The 1,798-nt window shown below is 54.7% G+C and carries 1 rRNA gene; it reads right to left on the minus strand.

The features are described from left to right. Window positions 1-90: 90 nt before the first annotated feature. Window positions 91-1,798: ribosomal RNA gene (locus P3T20_RS37065) — 23S ribosomal RNA — on the minus strand; the annotation flags it as partial.

A 1,798-nucleotide genomic window follows, 5' to 3' on the forward strand; every position in this document is an offset into this window, starting at 1 on the left:
CCCCCGTCTGGGGGTTCACACGCATCCCCTTCGGGGATCGGACCCGGGTAGGCGCTAAAGCGCCAACCCGGGTCGAGACACACCTGTTATAGGATCAAGCCTTACGGGCAATTAGTATCAGTTAGCTTAACGCATTACTGCGCTTCCACACCTGACCTATCAACGTCCTGGTCTTGAACGACCCTTCAAGGGGCTCGAAGCCCCGGGGATATCTCATCTTAAGGCGAGTTTCCCGCTTAGATGCTTTCAGCGGTTATCTCTTCCGAACATAGCTACCCGGCGATGCCACTGGCGTGACAACCGGTACACCAGAGGTTCGTCCACTCCGGTCCTCTCGTACTAGGAGCAGCCCCCTTCAAATATCCAGCGCCCACGGCAGATAGGGACCAAACTGTCTCACGACGTTTTAAACCCAGCTCACGTACCTCTTTAAATGGCGAACAGCCATACCCTTGGGACCGGCTACAGCCCCAGGATGAGATGAGCCGACATCGAGGTGCCAAACACCGCCGTCGATATGAACTCTTGGGCGGTATCAGCCTGTTATCCCCAGAGTACCTTTTATCCGTTGAGCGATGGCCCTTCCATACAGAACCACCGGATCACTATGACCTGCTTTCGCACCTGCTCGACTTGTCGGTCTCGCAGTTAAGCACGCTTATGCCATTGCACTATCAGCACGATTTCCGACCGTACCTAGCGTACCTTCGTACTCCTCCGTTACACTTTGGGAGGAGACCGCCCCAGTCAAACTGCCTACCATGCACTGTCCCCGACCCGGATAACGGGTCAAGGTTAGAACCTCAAACAGACCAGGGTGGTATTTCAAGGTTGGCTCCACGCAGACTGGCGTCCACGCTTCACAGCCTCCCACCTATCCTACACAGACCGGTTCAAAGTCCAATGCAAAGCTACAGTAAAGGTTCATGGGGTCTTTCCGTCTAGCCGCGGGGAGATTGCATCATCACAAACACTTCAACTTCGCTGAGTCTCGGGAGGAGACAGTGTGGCCATCGTTACGCCATTCGTGCAGGTCGGAACTTACCCGACAAGGAATTTCGCTACCTTAGGACCGTTATAGTTACGGCCGCCGTTTACCGGGACTTCAATCAAGAGCTTGCACCCCATCATTTAATCTTCCGGCACCGGGCAGGCGTCACACCCTATACGTCCACTTTCGTGTTTGCAGAGTGCTGTGTTTTTATTAAACAGTCGCAGCCACCAGTTTATTGCAACCCCTTCACCCTTTGCCCGCAGGGGCATCAAGCTACAGGGGCGTACCTTATCCCGAAGTTACGGTACCAATTTGCCGAGTTCCTTCTCCCGAGTTCTCTCAAGCGCCTTAGAATACTCATCTCGCCCACCTGTGTCGGTTTGCGGTACGGTCTTGTTGAACTGAAGCTTAGAGGCTTTTCCTGGAACCACTTCCGATTGCTTCGTCGCCTAAGCGACTGGCCTCACACCCTTGAATTCCGCGCCCGGATTTGCCAAAGCGCCTTCTCCAATGCAAGGACCGGGACTTCCAACACCCGGACAACCTTCCGCGATCCGTCCCCCCATCGCATTCAACAATGGTGCAGGAATATTAACCTGCTTCCCATCAGCTACGCATTTCTGCCTCGCCTTAGGGGCCGACTCACCCTACGCCGATGAACGTTGCGTAGGAAACCTTGGGCTTACGGCGAGGGGGCCTTTCACCCCCTTTATCGCTACTCATGTCAGCATTCGCACTTCCGATACCTCCAGCACACTTTCCAGTGCACCTTCGCAGGCTTACGGAACGCTCTCCTACCATGCA

Source organism: Paraburkholderia sp. GAS206C (assembly GCF_050435645.1).
Taxonomy (GTDB): domain Bacteria; phylum Pseudomonadota; class Gammaproteobacteria; order Burkholderiales; family Burkholderiaceae; genus Paraburkholderia; species Paraburkholderia phenazinium_B.